Genomic DNA, 16,471 nt, shown 5'->3' on the forward strand with positions numbered 1-16,471 from the left:
TGCATGTTCTGCGCCAAAGGCTTAGGGTCAAGATCAATCAGAAAAAGGCGACGGGTAGAAGGCCATGGCTCTCAGCGGCAAACGCATCCTCCTCATCATCTCGGGCGGCATCGCCGCCTATAAGAGCCTGGATCTGATCCGCCGGCTGCGGGAGCGCGGCGCAAGCGTGCGTCCGGTCATGACCAAAGGCGCGCAGGAATTCGTCACGCCGCTGGCCGTCGGGGCACTTGCGTCCGACCATGTCTTTGTCGATCTGTTTTCGCGTCAGGACGAACAGGATGTCGGCCATATCAGGCTGGCGCGCGACTGCGATCTCGTGCTGATTGCTCCTGCCAGCGCCGATCTGATGGCGAAAATGGCGAACGGGCTTGCCGACGATCTCGCCTCGACCGTGCTTCTGGCGACGGACAGGCCGGTGCTGGCCGCGCCGGCGATGAACCCTCGCATGTGGGCGCATCCCGCGACGCGTCGCAATGCGGCGACGCTGAGAGCCGACGGCGTGCGTTTCATCGGGCCAATGGCCGGCGAGATGGCGGAGAGCCGCGAGGCCGGGCTCGGCCGGATGGCGGAGCCGCTGGAGATCGTCGCGGCCGCCGAAACCCTGCTCGACGACGGAGAAAAGCCGCTGAAAGGACACAAGGCGATCGTCACATCAGGACCGACCCATGAGCCGATCGACCCGGTGCGCTACATCGCCAACCGCTCCTCCGGCCGGCAGGGACACTCGATCGCCGCAGCGCTGGCGAGGCTCGGGGCCGACGTGACGCTCGTCTCCGGGCCGGTGACGATCGCCGATCCGGTCGGTGTCAATGTCGTCCATGTCGAGCGTGCAGAGGAAATGCGCGATGCCGTGCTGGCGGCGCTGCCGGCCGATATCGCCGTGATGGTGGCGGCGGTGGCGGACTGGCGCGTGGCGTCCGCCGCCGACCAGAAACTGAAGAAACATCCGGGCGAATCCATTCCGACGCTGGCGCTGACCGAGAACCCCGACATATTAAAAACGCTGGGACATCACACGATGCGGCCGAGGCTGGTGATCGGCTTTGCCGCCGAGACCCAGGACGTGGAAAGCAATGCCAAGGCGAAGCTCGAGCGAAAGGGCGCCGACCTGATTGTCGCCAATGACGTTTCTCCTGCGACCGGCATCATGGGCGGCAGCCGCAACAGGGTCAAACTCATTCGCCACGACGGCGTCGAGCAATGGCCAGACCTGACGAAGGAAGAGGTCGCCGAAAGGCTGGCGGCGCTGATCGCCCAACGCTTCCACGCATAGTCCCCTCGAAAATCGATCCCGTTTTTCGGAAGGGATTATGCCGAGATAGCCATGCGTTGCGATTTGGTTTTGCTCGGCTTTTCCGGCCGAAATTCCGCGACATCAATGCCGTCTCTGCCGACGATGACGGCGCTGCCGTCGGGAATCTCCGCCCAGGCGTCGACGTCGTCGTTCAAGGGTTCCGAGACGAGGCAGTAGCCGGCACCGACGGGCGAGGCGTAGAGCGTCGGCGCCTTGCGATCCGTGGCATAGCGGATCGCATAGAGCGACTTGCCGTCGGAGAAGGCGGCGGTAAAGCGCAGCAGGATCGAGCCGGTGATGCTTTCGGCGAGATCTTCGACGAAGCCGATCATATCAGCCATCGCGGCGACCGGTGCCTCGCGCAGGCCGAACTGCAGCGCCAGCAGGAACATCAGCTCGGAATCGGTCGTGCCGCTGCGGGCATTGAACAGCTCGTCGTCAAGCATCGCCTCCATCGGCCGACGCAGACGCTCGAAGCCCGATATCTGGCCGTTGTGCATGAATGACCAGGTCTCATGCGTGAAGGGATGGCAATTGTCGCGGCGGGTGCCGCCGCCGGTGGCGGCACGGACATGGGCGAGGAAGAGCGGCGAGCGGATCTGCCGCGCCAGGCTCTTCAGATTGCAATCCGACCAAGCCGGCAGGATGTCGCGGTAGCGCCCGGGCTCCGGCCTGTCGCCATACCAGGCGATGCCAAAGCCGTCGCCATTGGTCGCGGTCTTGGCACGAGTGGCGCAATGGGACTGCTCGATCAGCGAATGGGCCGGCGAGGATACCAGCTCCTCGAGGTAGAGAGGGTCTCCGCGATAGGCTGCCCAGCGACACATGGCTCTTTTGCTCCGGAACCCGCGGCATCGGCGGGCATGCTCTAAATTGTCGAACGCCACGGCTAATAACAGCTTAACGCGCGACTGATTTGCAGGCCGATCATGACGGTTTGGTGACCGAGGGGAACTTCAAATTCGGCGAAAGCCTGTGTTCTTTTGTGAACGCGGGTCCGCCCCGAGTGGATGTCTCGAGTGCAATTTCTTCTTGCATCTGGCGCGAATCGTCCTACCTTTTCCCTATCAGCAACAGAAAGAAAGGAAGGTGATCCAATGTCTAATGAGATTTCGGACCTCGTATCGGGCATGGAAGAGGTGATGAAAGCGAGGCAGCCCTCGCTCTAAGACCCGCCTTCCTGGGGCTGCTTTGACAGTCCAGGCCAGTTCGAGGCCAAACTCATGGAAAGGGTCGCCGAGGCGGCCCTTTTTTATTGCCCGCCTCCCAACATTGACAGAAGACGGAAATGCTTCTACTCATAAAGTCATCTGATGACTTTATGAGTACAAAATGCAGGCGCTCAGCAAGACAAATCTCGCCGATGGAGCGATTGAGGCAATTCGCAACGACATTCTCGGCAAGCGCTGGGCGGTCGGCGACAAGCTGCCGAACGAGGCCTCGCTGTCGGCCACGCTCTCCGTCAGCCGCGGCACGGTGCGCGAGGCGGTGCGGGTGCTTGTCTCCCAAGGTTATCTCGAAACGCGGCAGGGATCAGGCACCTATGTGCGCTCGACCAGCGACGCCGGCCGGCCGCTGACCATGGCGCGGCGCGCCAGCCTGCGCGATCAGTTCGAAGCGCGTTGCGCCCTCGATGTCGAGGCGGCACGACTGACGGCGATGCGCAAGACGCCGGAGGTGATAGCCGAGCTGCGCCGGCTGCTGAACGAACGCGGCAGTTACGCCGGCGGCGATGAAACCGCCTTCATCGAACGGGACCTCGCCTTTCACAAGGCGGTCATCGCTGCTTCCGGCAATCGGGCGATGATCGAAATCTACGATTTCTTCTCGGCCTCGATCGCCGACACCATTGCGGCGACGCTCGGCAAGGATATTCCCGAACCCGACATGCAGGCGCATGTCGATATTGTCGATGCGATCGAAACCGCCGATCCCGATCAGGCGGATGCGGCGGTGCGCCGCTTCATGGCCCCCGTTCTTGCCGCACTCGATCGAATGATCCTGTCATGAGCACGCCTGCTAACAATGCCGCCGTCCCGCTTGACGTGGTCGACGAATTGCTGATCGATACCGAGGCCGCCAGCCTTCCCGCCCTAGAGGCGACGCCGGTGCGGGATAGAGCAGCCAGTTTGCTGCTCGGCGCGAGCCTCGTGCTCATCGCTTTCAACCTGCGCCCGGTCTTTTCGAGCGCCTCGGCACTCCTGCCTGAGATCCGTACCGAGCTCGGTTTGAGCGCGCTCTGCGCCAGCCTGCTGACGACGCTGCCGGTCGTCTGCCTCGGCGTCTTCTCGCCGCTTGCGCCGCGTCTTGCCCAGCGCATCGGTTCGGAGCGCACCCTGCTCGGCGTTCTCCTATTGCTCGCCCTCGGCACCGCCTTGCGTGGGCTTTCCTCCGTGCCGCTGCTCTTCATCGGCACGGCCGTTGCCGGTGCCTGCATCGCCGTCGGCAATGTACTGCTGCCGGGACTGGTGAAGCGGGACTTCCCCGGACGCGCCGCGCTGATGACCGGCTTTTATACGATGGCGCTCTGCGCAGGTGCTGCCAGTGCGGCCGGGCTGACGCTACCGATCGAGCATGCGCTCGGCGGCTCTCTGAACGGCGCGCTCGCTGCCTGGGCGCTGCCGGCGCTCGCCGTCGGTCTCATCTGGCTGCCGCAGGTCCTTCGCGGCGGCGCCGGAGCAAGGCGAAACGGCTTTCGCGTCAAAGGCCTCTGGCGGGACCGGCTCGCCTGGCAGGTCACGCTGTTCATGGGGCTGCAATCGGCTCTGGCCTATTGCGTTTTTGGCTGGCTGGTTCCGATCTTGCGCGAACGCGGCCTCGACGGCGTCACGGCCGGGGCGGTCGTTTCGCTCTCGGTGATGGTGCAAGCGGCGTCCTGCCTTGTCGTGCCGCATATCGCCGTGCGCGGCCGGGATCAGCGATGGATCAATGCCGCCCTCTGCGGCGTCGCCGTCACCGCTCTGCTCGGGCTGCTCTTTGCGCCGCTTTCGAGCGTCTGGCTGTGGGCGGTGCTGCAAGGCATCGGCCAGGGCGGGCTGATCGCGGCCGCCATGACGACAATCGTGTTGCGCTCGCGCGATCCCGATGTTGCCGCCCATCTCGCCGGCATGGCGCAATGCGTCGGCTATCTGCTCGCCGCAATCGGGCCTCTGATCGTCGGCCTGATCCGCAGCTGGACCGGCAGCTTTTCCTGGTGTGCGGCTCTTTTCATCGCACTCGGGCTCGGGGCCGCGATCAACGGCTGGAAGGCCGGCCGGGCGCTGGAAGTGAATGTGCACGCCGTCGAGAAACTCTGAGCGGCCCTGCACCTCACCGGCCCATCACCATCTCTTGATGCCGGTCGTCAGACGCGGATGCTACGCTATGTCAGCCTGCATTCGCCGGAGGACAAATCGTGCGCATACGAACCCTGTTTCTGCTCACCGCGTTAATGGCATCGCTAGGGCCTGCCCTTTCCCCGGCGCAGGAAAGCGGCGGGCGCCAGGCCAATGTCGAGCGGAGCGCGCGCGACGGCGTGCTGAAGCTGCTGTCGGCCGACTCCGTCACCGAGCACGAGCTGACGGTCGACGGCCGGAAGATCGACTATACGGCGACCGCCGGCACGCTCGATCTGTTCGGTCAGGATGGAGCACAGACCGGCGCGATCTTCTACACCGCCTATGTCGCCAAGGGTGGCGGGCCGGATCGGCCGCTGACTTTTGTCTTCAACGGCGGGCCGGGCGCGGCCTCCGCCTTTCTGCATCTCGGGCTGGTCGGGCCCAAAGTGCTCGATTTCGGGCCTCAGGCACGCGACGGCGCCCATGCGAAACTCGTCGACAACGAGCATAGCTGGCTCGGTTTTACCGATCTCGTGCTGATCGACCCGATCGGCACCGGTTGGAGCCGGACGGCGAAGGCGGACGACGCCTCCAATTATTACAACGTCAACTCGGATGCCCAGAGCATCGCCAAGGCGATCGCGCTCTATGTCGCCCATAACAACCGTTCCAACTCGCCGAAATACCTGCTCGGCGAAAGCTACGGCGGTTTCCGTGCCGCCAAGGTTGCCTCCACCCTGCAGGAAAGCCAGGGCATTGTCGTTGCCGGCGCCGTGATGCTCTCGCCGCTGCTGGAAGGGCAGCTGATGTTCGATGCCGACCAGTTCGCGCTCGGCGCGGCACTCGAGCTGCCGTCGTTGGCTGCAGCCGAACTCGACCGGCAAAATGGCTTTACCGAGGAGAAGCAGAGGGAAGCGGAGCGTTTCGCGCTGGGCGACTATTTGACGACGCTCGCCGGCCCGCCGCCGACGGGCGCCGATGCTGCAGCCTTCTATGGCAGGATCGCTGGGCTAACCGGCATTCCGCAGGATATCGTCGCCCGCAACCGCGGCTTCCCAGGCAATTCCTTCGTCAAGCATTCGGACGGAGGCGGTCAGGTGACAAGCCCCTACGATGCGTCCTTCGCGGCGCCCGATCCCTATCCGGAATCCGATTACGACCGCGGCGACGACGCCATCCTTGACGGCTTCACCCGCGCCTATGGCGGCGCCTTCGCCGATTATGCCCGCAACGAGCTCGGCTTCAAAACCGAAATGACCTATTCGCTGCTCGACAGCGACATCAGCCGCCGCTGGGAATGGGGCGGCGGCCGCGGCGGATCACGCTTCCAGGCAAGCGCCACCGACGACATCAGGCAACTGCTCGCCTCGAACGCGGCCTTCCATCTGCTGATCGCGCATGGCTACAGCGATCTGGTGACACCGTACAGCGTCAGCCGCTATGTGGTTGACCACCTGCCGCCGTCGCTCGCCGATGGCCGCGTCGGGCTGAAGCTCTATCATGGCGGCCATATGTTCTACACGCAAGCCGATCAACGGGCCGCCTTCACGGCCGATGCCAAGGCCTTCTATGCCGCACGCCCGGCCGCACAGCCGGCGGATTGAGGAGTTGCCGATGCATATAACGGGAGGATGTCATTGCGGGGCGATCCGCTACCAGGCGGAAATCGATCCGGACCGCATCTCGATCTGCCACTGCACCGATTGCCAGCGATTGACGGGCTCGGCCTATCGCGTCACCGCGCCGGTGCAACCCGAAAGCTTCACGCTCATTTCCGGCGAGCCGCACATGTATACGAAACATGGCGACAGCGGCGCCCTCAGCCGGCAATTCTTCTGTCCGAATTGCGGATCGCCACTCTACCGCACGGATGGCGAAGGCCGCGCGATCGGCATCCGAGTCGGCAGCATCGACCAGCGGCGGGACCTGACGCCAAAGAAACAGATATGGTGCCGGTCGGCTCTGCCGTGGGTGGAGAATATCGAGCCGCTGCCGCGGTTCGATGGCGAGGACTAGTTGATCTCAGCGGGAGACAAGTTTCGCAATGAGGTTAGTCAGTTGGAGCTAATTGACCATCCTTAGAACCATGTCATCCTATTCTACGTTGTCGAGTCCCTCCGGCTGGCGGCACGGGTAGTGCAAATGCCCCGCAATTTGCGGGGCATTTTGCTTGTTGGCCGGCTGCCTCGACATGGGGCGAGGCAAGATGTTGATCGGCAAATGCCCGCCGGGACCGCTATCAGACTTTAGCCCCAGCCCTCAAGCCGTCCACTACTGCGTCGGGAAACGGCTAAGCATCCGATCGTGGAGATTCTCCTCACCGACGATCATCGCCGCAAGTGCGATGGCTCTGTCGCGGTCGGCGGGCGTTGTTATATAGCCTTCGAGCAGCACGACAGGACCGAGCATCCTGACCTCGATGGCGCTGCTGTCGATGTCGGGATCAGCGGAAAGGGCTGCTTCGATTGTTGCGATCGTCGATGCTGAACTGTGGCCTTGCGAGCAGCGCTCTTCGTGGTTGTAGTTGTCGGGGCCGAACTTCATATTCTCCTCCTGTTCCGCCCCTCCACGGACCTTCATGTTACCTCTCCCTAATATGATCTGCGACCCTGAAGCCGGCCAGTCCGACTTAGGTCCGTCTTTCCGCCCGCAGTGTCCGGGTTAAATTTTCCTTATCCTTGTCGAAAGGACATCAGGGAGGTTCGGTCGTCGTAGCTGGTCCAGTCAGAACCTCCCTGATGAAGCTACACCGAGGAAGCCGGATTTCCCGTGATTGCCTTCGTTCACTGACGCAATGCCAGGCATATTTCGAAAAAGACCTTGGCGAACGAGCCCTTCATGCGCTTGCTCGGCGAGGGCAAGATTCTTGGCCTCTCGGCGTCTATGCGTTTTTCATCACTAGCGGCTTCCTCCTCACGCAGAGCGCGCAGTTCGGCAGCGCGGGCGGTTTTCTCTGACGGCGGGCGCTGCGAATTTGTCCGGCGTTTGTCGTCTGGACGCGGCTCAGCTTCTATGTCCTGGGCGCCTTAGGCTTATGTTTCGGCGTCACCTGACGGCTGACTGCCGTGGATGCCAAGTTGAGTTCAACTCTTACGCTCCGAGCGAACAGGACCTGATGCGTGGAAAGGGGGAATGATAAAGGATTGCGAGCCTTGGAAGCAGGCTCGCAATCCTTTGACGTTATTGGACTACCTCGATCACCGCGCGGGTTTTCGGATTGACGAGCACGCGCTTTTTGTTGACGACCACATAGCCATAATCAGGTTGGTCAGGAATTGTGTGGATTTCGACTGTGTCAGGGAGCGTCGTACCGACAGCAACGTCACCTTCAAACGTAACGGATGGCGTTTCCTGTTTCATGACATAGGTCTTGACCTCGCCGGGAACGACCACTGCCGTAGTCTGCGCGACCGCAGCGCCGCCGAGCGACAGAAACAGCGATACGGCAGAGATGACCAGTACTTTCATGTTATCCTCCCAGGATCTTGAGTGTCCCGGCAAAACGCTACCGATAAGATATTGTTCCTCCGCTACACGGAATGCCTGCGGGCATGTCGCTCCCGGACAGCAGGCGCGGGTCGGGTTTCCGGCCTTTGTCCGCCATAACCTGCCGCCGCTCGACAGCGTTGTGGAAATCGTATCGGCTGACAGGATGATGGGAGCGCCAGCCCCCACTCTTCCAAGACTCCCGATTACGCCGCCTTGGCGGCGTGATATTCCTTGATAGCGACCATCTTGATCGCCGGGTAGCGCTCCGCCTCGTAACGCAGCGAGAAGGCGTCCTGAGCGAGGAAAACCGGATCGCCGTCGAGATCGCGGGCGATATCGCCGCGCTTGACGGTGAGGAACTTTTCCAGATCGGCCGGCTGGTCGGCCGAGATCCAGCGGCAGACGGAGAAACGCGACATTTCGAAGGAGACCGGCAGGCCGTATTCCGCCATCAGCCGCTCTTTCAGGACGTCGAGCTGCAGGGCGCCGACAACGCCAACGATCGCCGGTGAACCGTCTTCCGGCGAGAACAGCTGCACGACGCCTTCCTCAGCCATCTGCTGCAGCGCTTCCTTCAGCTTCTTCGCCTTCATTGCGTCTTCGAGACGAACGCGGCGCAGAATTTCAGGCGAGAAGTTCGAAACGCCCTGAAAGACCAGCGCTTCGCCTTCCGTCAGGGTATCGCCGATGCGCAGCGTGCCGTGGTTGGGGATGCCGACGACGTCGCCGGCATAGGCGGTGTCGGCGAGCTGGCGTTGCGAGGCGAAGAAGAATTGCGGCGCGGTCAGGCCGAGCTGCTTGCCGGTGCGGGCAAGCCTCGCCTTCATGCCGCGCTCGAGCTTGCCCGAGCAGATGCGGGCAAAGGCGATACGGTCGCGGTGGTTCGGGTCCATGTTCGCCTGAATCTTGAATACGAAGGCCGTCATCTTGTCGTCGGTCGCGTGCACGGTCCTGGTGTCGGCGACCTGGTCACGCGGCGGGGGCGCGAATTCGCCGAGCGCGTTGATGAGGTCGCGAACGCCGTAATTGCGCAGTGCCGAGCCGAAGAAGACAGGCGTCATATGGCCCTCGAGGAAGGATTGCCGGTCGAAGGGACGGCAGGCCTCGATGGCAAGCTCCGTCTCGTCGATGAAGGCCTTGCGTTCGTTTTCCGGCAGCCTGTCGGCAACGGCCTGCGGGCCGTTGACTGGCGTGGTCTCGACTTCGGTGTCTGAGCCGCGGGCGGTGCTGTTGGCGAGATGATAGGAGCCGCAGAAGGTCTTCGAACGGCCGATTGGCCAGGTAATCGGCGCCGTATCCAGCGCCAGCTTCTCTTCGACCTCATCGAGGATCTCGAAGGGATCGCGGCTTTCCCTGTCCATCTTATTGATGAAGGTGATGATCGGGATATCGCGCATGCGGCAGACTTCGAAGAGCTTCAGCGTGCGCGGCTCGATGCCCTTGGCGGCATCGATGACCATGACGGCGGCGTCGACGGCCGTCAGCGTGCGATAGGTGTCATCGGCGAAATCCTCGTGGCCGGGTGTATCGAGGATGTTGAAGACATTGTCGTTATATTCGAAGGTCATCACCGAGGTGACGACCGAGATGCCGCGCTCGCGCTCGATCTTCATCCAGTCGGAGCGCGTCTGCATGCGATCCTTCTTCGCCTTGACTTCGCCGGCAAGCTGGATGGCGCCACCGAACAGCAGCAGCTTTTCGGTGAGCGTCGTCTTACCCGCATCCGGGTGGGCGATAATAGCGAATGTGCGGCGGCGGGAGACCGCCTCGGAGAGGCTTTCGGCCATGATGTGAATCCTGTGGAATTGCGGCTTAACTAGCGATTATAGGCCGAGATTGCAATTGACCCCGGCCGCTCACGCGCAAAGTAATGGGCCATGACCATTCATCACGATCTCAGCCCGACGCTGAACCTCATCCGCCTGGCCAACGGCGAAGGCCTCGATCTGCCCTCCTATGAAAGCAAGGGGGCGGCCGGCATGGACCTGCGCGCCGCCGTTGCCGACGGCGAACCGCTGACGCTGCTGCCGGGCAAGCGAGCGCTGGTGCCGACCGGCTTCATCTTTGAAATTCCGGAAGGCTTCGAGGGGCAGGTGCGGCCGCGCTCCGGCCTAGCCTTCAAACACGGCATCACCTGCCTGAATTCGCCCGGCACCGTCGACAGCGACTATCGCGGTGAGGTGAAAGTGCTGCTCGCCAATCTCGGCGAAGAAGCCTTCGTCATCGAACGCGGCATGCGCATCGCCCAGATGGTGATCGCGCCGGTGACCCAGGCGCGGGTGACGGAACTGTCAGTGGCGAGCGAAACGGCGCGCGGCGCAGGCGGCTTCGGCTCCACCGGCGTTTGATGGCAAAGCGCCTCGACAGCACGGGCTTAACCTTCCGACAAGATTATTTCGGCGACCCCGCTGGTTGGGCAGCGCTGGTGCGCCTGCTTCAGGATATTTTCGGCATTGACATCGGCCCGCTGCAGCATCTCGGCGGACCCGACCCTACCAGCATGCCCTTCGGCTGGTTCGATGCCACAGGCGAGCTTGCTGCCAATATCTCCGCCTTTGCGCTGCCCTTCGTCATCAATGGCAGGGTCGTTCATGCCGCCGGCCTTCAATCCGGCGCGGTGCGGCCGCAGTGGCGCGGTCGCGGGCTCTATCGCGACCTGACGGTGAAAGCGCTCGACTGGTGCGAGCAGCAGGGTTTAGAGGCTGTCATCCTCTATACCGACAAGCCATCGCTCTACGAACCCTACGGTTTCCGCTCGATACCGCTGCACCGCTATGAAGGGGCGGCCCCCGCTCCGTCGACACCCACAGCACCGGCCCTGCCGCTTTCGCCGACGAATGCGGACGATCTTGCCCTGCTGCAAGCGCTGCTGAAAACGCGCAGCCCCGTTTCGACGACGCTCTCGGTGACTACAAATGCGGCGATGTTTCTCATCAATACGCAGATCGATCCCGAGATCCGTGTCAGCTTCCTCCGCCTGGAAAATGGATGCGGCGGGTCGCTTCAGCCTTCTCGACGTCGTCGCGAGCGAGATCCCATCACTTTCCGCTATCCTCGGCGGACTCGACATCGCCTCCGCCGCCATTGACGTGTTTTTCCGTCCGGAGAAACTGGACTGGGTGGGCACTCCACAGCCTTTGGAAAGCACCACAACACTGATGCTGCTTGGGCTCGGCGATGTCACCCCGCATTTTCCGGCCATGCTCTCGCCACTGGCGGATTTCTGACCGTTTCAGCGATCCTGTTTCCCGCGTGAGAGCGGCGGCAGGCGACGTTTGACAGGCGACGATTTGATCATCGAGGTGTTGGTTTCCGCCCGTTCGGCGACCTTGTCCAGAATGCCGTCGAGCTCTGCCATCGAGCGCACCACGAGGCGAGCGATAAAACAATCCTCGCCCGTCACCTTGTCGCATTCGACGATTTCGGGAATGTCCTGGATGATGCGCTCGACAATGTGCAGCTGTCCCGGCAGCGGCCGCACCCGCACGATCGCCTGCAGGGGATAGCCGACGGCGGCTGGGTCGAGATCGATGGTGAAGGCCTTGATGACGCCGCGCTCCTCCAGCCGGCGCAGGCGCTCGGCGGCACTCGGCGAAGACAGCCCGACCTCCTGCGCCAGCTCCTTCAGCGAGATCCGCGCATTGCCGGCCAGCGCCTCCAGAATGGCCTGATCGATTTCGTCGAGCGGCTGCATCTCATTAGCCATATCAGTCACATTCCCTATTATTATTAGGCACGATAGCCAATGATCCTTACACTTCTTATATAAAATGGCGGGACCGCGCAATATCCTGATACCATCATAAACGGAGGCGATCATGGGCAGCGACATCAAGCGAGGTTCGGCGGAAATGACGGCAGCGATGCTGATCTCGGGGACGATCGGCTGGTTCGTCGTCATGTCGGGCCAGCCCGTCAGCGGTGTGGTTTTCTGGCGCTGTCTGTTCGGCGCACTGACCCTGCTCGTCATCTGCGGCGGCCTCGGGCTGCTGCGGCCCGGCATCATCACGCTGCGCGCCTTCGCCATCGCCGTCATCGGCGGCATTGCCATCGTCGTCAACTGGCTGCTGCTCTTCGCTTCCTATTCGCATGCGACGATCTCGATCGCCACGACGGTCTACAACACCCAGCCCTTCATGCTGCTGGTGCTCGGGGCGCTGTTCCTCGGCGAGAAGATCACCGCCGCGAAACTGTTCTGGCTGACGCTCGCCTTTGCAGGCATGGCGGCGATCGTCGAGGCAAAGCCTGAAGCCGGCGGAGGAACGGATGGCTACGGCCTCGGCATCCTGATGGCGCTCGGCGCGGCCTTCTTCTACGCGCTGGCAGCTCTTGCCGCGAAATGGCTGAAAGGCACGCCGCCGCATCTGATCGCGCTGATCCAGGTCACAACCGGCATGCTGATGCTGGCGCCGATGACGGAGTTTTCGCAGCTGCCCGACGATGCCGGCGGCTGGGCTATCCTGGTGACCATCGGCGTCGTCCATACCGGGCTGATGTATGTACTGCTCTACGGTGCGATCCAGCGGCTGCCGACCCATCTGACGGGGGCGCTGTCCTTCCTCTATCCAATCGCCGCGATCCTCGTCGACCGGCTGGCCTTCGGCCACGCGCTGCAGCCGATGCAGATCGCAGGCGCCGCAATCATCCTGCTGGCCGCCGCCGGCATGAATCTCGGCTGGAGCCCAAGATGGCTGCGGCCGAGGGTGCTTCAGAGCTGAGGGAGCGGCAGGCACGCGGCGGCAGGCATTCCTTCTGGTGATGCATCCATCAGCGCCGGCGGATTGATGGCAAGGCCCTGCAGATATAAAACGCAGGGGAAGAGGAGATACACATGAGCCTTGCCGCCTTGCTTACCTATGCCGGAGCGTTGTTCATCGCCGCGGCCATCCCCGGCCCGGGCATCACCGCCATCGTCGCCCGTGCGCTCGGCTCGAATTTCCGCGAGACCTTCTTCATGGGTCTCGGCCTGGTGCTCGGCGATATGACCTATCTCACCGCGGTCATTCTGGGCTTGGCTTTCGTGGCGCAGACTTTCACCGAAGTCTTCCTCATCATCAAGATCGCCGGCGCCCTTTATCTCGGCTACATCGCCTGGAGACTGTGGACGGCAGGGCTGCTGCCGCAGGATATTGCCGCGAAAAAATCCGGCAATGTCGGCCTGTCCTTCCTCTCTGGCCTGCTGGTGACGCTCGGCAATCCGAAGACGATGCTGTTTTATGTCGCGCTGGCGCCGACGCTGATCGATATCGGCAATATCACCCTGCGTGATTATGCGCTGCTGCTCGCCGTCACCTTCGTGGTGCTGATCACCGTGCTGGTGCCCTATATGCTGCTTGCCTCGCGCGCCCGCACCATGTTGAAACAGCCGCGCGCCCTGCAGGCGCTGAACCGGGTTGCGGCCGGCATTCTCGCGGGCACGGCAGCCTTCATCGCCACCCGGGCTGCGTGAAATAAACATCCGTCAAGGAACGGTTTTCAAAGCTTATTTTCTCTCCGCCACCCCAGCCCGGGACGAACGGGCTCTGGTCTCATTCCGTCTTTGACCCTATTCTCCTCCTCGATTTCAGGGACCGAAGTCCAAAGGGAGAGCACCATGTCGCACAAACCCGGCCGCGGCCGCATTTATTCCTCGATCACCGAGACCATCGGCGACACGCCGCTGGTGCGCTTCGACAAGCTGGCGCGGGAAAAGGGCGTGGTGGCAAACCTGATCGGCAAGCTCGAATTCTTCAATCCGATCGCCTCGGTCAAGGACCGCATCGGTGTGGCAATGGTCGAAAGCCTGGAATCGCAGGGCAAGATCACATCCGGCAAGACGGTGCTGATCGAGCCAACCTCGGGCAACACAGGCATCGCACTCGCCTTTGCCGCCGCCGCCAAGGGGTATCGGCTGATCCTCACCATGCCGGAAACGATGTCGGTCGAACGGCGCAAGATGCTGGCGCTGCTCGGCGCCGAGCTGGTGCTGACCGAAGGCGCGAAAGGCATGAAGGGCGCCATCGCTAAGGCGGAGGAGCTGGCAGCGTCGCTTCCCGACGCCATCATTCCGCAGCAGTTCGAAAACCCGGCCAACCCCGAGATCCACCGCAAGACGACGGCCGAGGAAATCTGGAACGATACCGAGGGCAAGGTCGACATCGTCGTCTCGGGCATCGGCACCGGCGGCACGATCACCGGCGTCGGCCAGGTGCTGAAAAGCCATAAGCCGGAGATCCAGATCATTGCCGTCGAGCCCGCCGATTCGCCGGTGCTCTCAGGCGGCAATCCCGGCCCGCACAAGATCCAGGGCATCGGCGCAGGCTTCGCGCCGAAGATCCTCGATACCGGCATCTATGACGAGGTCGTCACCGTCACCAACGACGAGGCCTTCGAACAGGCCCGCCTCATCGCCCGGCTCGAAGGCGTGCCGGTCGGCATCTCCTCAGGCGCGGCGCTGACGGCCGCGATCAAGGTCGGCAGCCGGCCGGAAAATGCCGGCAAAAACATCGTCATCATCATTCCGTCTTTTGCGGAGCGGTATCTCTCGACGGCGCTGTTTGAGGGGTTGGGGAGCTGAATAGCGAATAGCGAATAGCGAATAGCGAATAGCGAATAGCGAATAGCGAATAGCGAATAGCGAATAGGATGTGGGACGGATTGGCGTGAGGCAAGCAATTAGCTAGCTATTCGCTATTCGCCACTCCCTATTCGCTTCTACCTCACGCCGCCGCCGTCAACCTCTCACCAGCGATGCGGTAAGAAATCGCTTCGGCGAGATGCAGACGCCCGACGGTCGGTTTGTCATCGAGATCGGCCAATGTGCGGGCAACCTTGAGGACGCGGTGGTAGCCGCGGGCGGAGAATTTCATTTTTTCGGCGGCATCGCGCAGGAGCTGCAGGCCGCTGGCATCGGGTTCGGCGAGCTTTTCGATCATCGCGGTGGAGCAGCGGGCGTTGGTGCCGATATCCCTGGCGCCGGCGCTTTCGAAGCGCTCCTGCTGGATTTCGCGGGCGCGGGCGACGCGGCGGGCGACGTCGGCGCTTGCTTCGGCCGCCATCGGCCGGATCAGATCGGCGGCGGAGACGGCGGGCACGTCGATGCGGATATCGATGCGGTCCATCAGCGGCCCGGAGATGCGAGCTTGGTAATCGCTCATGCAGCGCGGACCACGGGCGCAGGTGTGACCGGGCTCACCGGCCATGCCGCACCGGCAGGGGTTCATCGCCGCAATTAGCTGGAATTTCGCCGGATAGGAGACGCGGTGATTGGCGCGGGCGATGATGCATTCGCCGCCTTCGAGCGGCTGGCGCAGCGCATCGAGCGCCTGCGGCGTGAACTCGGGAAACTCGTCGAGGAAAAGCACGCCGTGATGGGCAAGCGATGCTTCGCCCGGACGGGCGCGCAGCCCGCCGCCGACAAGGGCGGCCATGGTGGCGGAATGATGCGGGGTACGGAAGGGCCGGCGGTCGGACAGCTTGCCGCCGGTGAGCTGGCCGGCGATCGAATGAACCATCGACACTTCAAGCAGTTCGGCCGGCGAAAGCGGCGGCAGGATCGACGGCAGGCGCGACGCCAGCATCGACTTGCCGGAGCCGGGAGGCCCGACCATCAGGAGATTGTGGCCGCCGGCAGCGGCCACCTCGAGCGCGCGTTTAGCGCTTTCCTGACCCTTGATCTCGGCAAGGTCAGGCAGGTTCGCGGCATTGGCGCGGATCGACGGTTCCGGCCTGGACAGTACCTGCGTGCCGCGGAAATGGTTGGCAAGGGCAATCAGGCTGCGCGGTGCGAGAATATCGACCTCGGCGCCGGCCCAGGCGGCTTCCGCGCCGCTTTCGGCCGGGCAGATCAGCCCCTTGCCGAGCGCATTGGCGCCGATCGCGGCCGGCAGCGCGCCAGCGATCGCGGCGATTGTTCCGTCGAGGTTGAGTTCGCCGACGACGACAAAATCCGACAGCGCATCGGCGGGAATGGCGCCGAGGGCGGCCATTAGCGCGAGTGCGATCGGCAGATCAAAATGCGAGCCTTCCTTCGGCAGATCGGCTGGCGCCAGGTTGACGGTCACCCGTTTGCCCGGCAGCGCCAGGCCGGAGGCATGAAGGGCGGCCTGCACGCGCTCGCGGCTTTCGGCCACCGCCTTGTCGGGCAGGCCGACGATCTGCATGCCGACCTTGCCGGGCGCGATCATGACCTGAACCTCGACCGGAACGCCTTCGATGCCCTGGAATGCTACCGTACTGACACGCGCGACCATATGCCCACCCTTGTCCCGCAAACTCTTAGAGACCGCCCCTTTGGCCGTGAAAGCCAGCGGTTGCAATCTGGCACGGAAGCAGGACTAAAACAAGAACAATAAAAGAACGCAGGCAGATAATCAGTGGCGGGCGCGGTTGT

15 protein-coding genes and 1 pseudogene are annotated in these 16,471 nt (G+C 62.9%); 10 read left to right on the forward strand and 6 right to left on the reverse strand.

Annotated elements, in window-relative coordinates; translation table 11 throughout:
• Positions 1-64: 64 nt before the first annotated feature.
• Positions 65-1,273, forward strand: a complete 1,209-nt coding sequence (gene coaBC, locus PH551_RS03935; protein ID WP_285191928.1) for a bifunctional phosphopantothenoylcysteine decarboxylase/phosphopantothenate--cysteine ligase CoaBC — start codon at positions 65-67, stop codon at positions 1,271-1,273.
• 35 nt (positions 1,274-1,308) lie between these two features.
• Here the strand turns inward: coaBC and PH551_RS03940 are convergent, their stop codons facing one another.
• Positions 1,309-2,121 carry a class II glutamine amidotransferase gene (locus PH551_RS03940; protein WP_285191929.1) on the reverse strand — a complete coding sequence of 271 codons (813 nt, stop codon included), beginning with the start codon at positions 2,119-2,121 and terminating at the stop codon, positions 1,309-1,311.
• A gap of 505 nt (positions 2,122-2,626) precedes the next feature.
• Between PH551_RS03940 and PH551_RS03945 the strand changes: the two genes are divergently transcribed.
• The 4 genes from PH551_RS03945 (at position 2,627) to PH551_RS03960 (ending at position 6,627) form a co-directional block, all read left to right on the forward strand.
• The gene (locus PH551_RS03945) at positions 2,627-3,304 is read left to right on the forward strand and encodes a FadR/GntR family transcriptional regulator (RefSeq protein WP_285191930.1); all 678 of its coding nucleotides are present in this window, start codon (positions 2,627-2,629) and stop codon (positions 3,302-3,304) included.
• Positions 3,301-4,590 (forward strand): CynX/NimT family MFS transporter, encoded by a 1,290-nt coding sequence (locus tag PH551_RS03950; protein ID WP_285191931.1) that lies wholly within the window; start codon positions 3,301-3,303, stop codon positions 4,588-4,590. Before PH551_RS03945 ends, PH551_RS03950 begins: the two co-directional genes overlap by 4 nt.
• 98 nt (positions 4,591-4,688) lie before the next feature.
• Complete coding sequence (locus PH551_RS03955; RefSeq protein ID WP_285191932.1) at positions 4,689-6,215, forward strand: S10 family peptidase; 1,527 nt, start codon at positions 4,689-4,691, stop codon at positions 6,213-6,215.
• Positions 6,216-6,225: 10 nt separating this feature from the next.
• Complete coding sequence (locus tag PH551_RS03960; RefSeq protein WP_285191933.1) at positions 6,226-6,627, forward strand: GFA family protein; 402 nt, start codon at positions 6,226-6,228, stop codon at positions 6,625-6,627.
• 255 nt (positions 6,628-6,882) lie between these two features.
• Here PH551_RS03960 and PH551_RS03965 read toward each other — a convergent pair whose 3' ends face one another.
• The 3 genes from PH551_RS03965 to PH551_RS03975 all read right to left on the reverse strand — a co-directional run bounded on the left by PH551_RS03965 (position 6,883) and on the right by PH551_RS03975 (position 9,887).
• Entirely contained in the window at positions 6,883-7,155 is a 273-nt protein-coding gene (locus tag PH551_RS03965; protein WP_285192129.1) for a BON domain-containing protein, read from the reverse strand.
• A 636-nt stretch (positions 7,156-7,791) separates the two neighbouring features.
• Positions 7,792-8,079: a DUF1236 domain-containing protein gene (locus PH551_RS03970; protein WP_183700581.1), complete on the reverse strand. Its 288-nt coding sequence runs from the start codon at positions 8,077-8,079 to the stop codon at positions 7,792-7,794.
• 224 nt (positions 8,080-8,303) lie between these two features.
• Positions 8,304-9,887, reverse strand: a complete 1,584-nt coding sequence (locus PH551_RS03975; protein ID WP_285191934.1) for a peptide chain release factor 3 — start codon at positions 9,885-9,887, stop codon at positions 8,304-8,306.
• A gap of 90 nt (positions 9,888-9,977) precedes the next feature.
• Between PH551_RS03975 and dut the strand changes: the two genes are divergently transcribed.
• Positions 9,978-10,448 carry a dUTP diphosphatase gene (dut, locus tag PH551_RS03980; protein WP_285191935.1) on the forward strand — a complete coding sequence of 157 codons (471 nt, stop codon included), beginning with the start codon at positions 9,978-9,980 and terminating at the stop codon, positions 10,446-10,448.
• Positions 10,448-11,327: pseudogene (locus PH551_RS03985) on the forward strand (GNAT family N-acetyltransferase). The gene dut and the pseudogene PH551_RS03985 overlap by 1 nt, the downstream one beginning before the upstream one ends.
• Positions 11,328-11,332: 5 nt before the next feature.
• On the opposite strand, the gene PH551_RS03990 reads toward PH551_RS03985, so the two are convergent.
• Positions 11,333-11,806: an Lrp/AsnC family transcriptional regulator gene (locus tag PH551_RS03990; RefSeq protein ID WP_285191936.1), complete on the reverse strand. Its 474-nt coding sequence runs from the start codon at positions 11,804-11,806 to the stop codon at positions 11,333-11,335.
• A gap of 112 nt (positions 11,807-11,918) precedes the next feature.
• Here PH551_RS03990 and PH551_RS03995 point away from each other — a divergent pair, with 112 nt between their 5' ends.
• From PH551_RS03995 to cysK, 3 genes are all read left to right on the forward strand, one after another.
• Positions 11,919-12,818, forward strand: coding sequence for a DMT family transporter (locus tag PH551_RS03995; protein WP_285191937.1), 900 nt, complete (start codon positions 11,919-11,921; stop codon positions 12,816-12,818).
• Positions 12,819-12,931: 113 nt separating this feature from the next.
• Positions 12,932-13,549, forward strand: coding sequence for a LysE family translocator (locus PH551_RS04000; RefSeq protein ID WP_285191938.1), 618 nt, complete (start codon positions 12,932-12,934; stop codon positions 13,547-13,549).
• A 144-nt stretch (positions 13,550-13,693) separates the two neighbouring features.
• Positions 13,694-14,656: a cysteine synthase A gene (cysK, locus tag PH551_RS04005; RefSeq protein WP_285191939.1), complete on the forward strand. Its 963-nt coding sequence runs from the start codon at positions 13,694-13,696 to the stop codon at positions 14,654-14,656.
• 142 nt (positions 14,657-14,798) lie between these two features.
• Here cysK and PH551_RS04010 read toward each other — a convergent pair whose 3' ends face one another.
• Positions 14,799-16,331 (reverse strand): YifB family Mg chelatase-like AAA ATPase, encoded by a 1,533-nt coding sequence (locus tag PH551_RS04010; RefSeq protein ID WP_285191940.1) that lies wholly within the window; start codon positions 16,329-16,331, stop codon positions 14,799-14,801.
• Positions 16,332-16,471 lie beyond the last annotated feature (140 nt).

Source organism: Rhizobium atlanticum (genome assembly GCF_030182485.1).
Taxonomy (GTDB): Bacteria; Pseudomonadota; Alphaproteobacteria; order Rhizobiales; family Rhizobiaceae; genus Rhizobium.